The 647-nt window shown below is 75.1% G+C and carries 1 protein-coding gene; it reads right to left on the bottom strand.

Annotation, left to right across the window (positions count from 1 at the left end):
* On the bottom strand, positions 1–647 hold a 647-nt coding region (locus AC2W7J_RS18640), incomplete at both ends, for a methylmalonyl-CoA mutase family protein (protein ID WP_485984296.1).

The raw sequence follows: 647 nt of genomic DNA, 5'->3' as shown, positions 1-647 counted from the left end.
CGCCGGCGGCGTCGAGCTGACCGAACCAGGTCCAGGCAGCGCGGGCGAGCTCGTCGGTGAGGGCCTCGACGTAGGCGGAGCCGCCGGCCGGGTCGGCGACCCGCGCGACATTGGACTCCGACGACAGCAGCGACTGCGTGTTGCGGGCGACCCTGCGGGAGAAGGCGGTCGGCAGGCCGAGCGCGTGGTCGTAGGGCAGCACGGTGATCGCGTCGGCGCCACCGGCGGCGGCTGCGAAGCAGGCGATCGTGTCGCGCAGCAGGTTGACCCACGGGTCGGTGCGCGTCTGCATGCGCCACGAGGTGACGGCGTGGATCCAGGCGCCCCGGTCGGCCTCGGGCACCTCGAGGACCTCGCCCACGCGGGCCCAGGTGCGTCGCAGGGCGCGCAGCTTGGCGATCGTCGCGAACTGGTCGGCGGTCGCTGCGACGCGGAAGTCGATGCGACGGAAGGCCTCGGCCGGCTCGACGCCCGCCTCGGCGAGGTGGCGCACGTAATCGAGGGCGGTCGCCAGGGCGAGGGCGATCTCGTCCTGCGCGTCGGCACCGGCGTCGTGGTGGACCCGGGTGTCGACGGTGATGGCGCGCACCCCGGCGAAGCGGTCGCGGCAGGTGGCGACGGCCTCGACGAGCGGCGCGAGGTCGGCG

Source organism: Janibacter sp. CFPM2_SD2, assembly GCF_057364645.1.
Note: the sequence above shows the minus strand (reverse complement) of the source record. Positions and strands in the feature narration are given on the sequence as shown.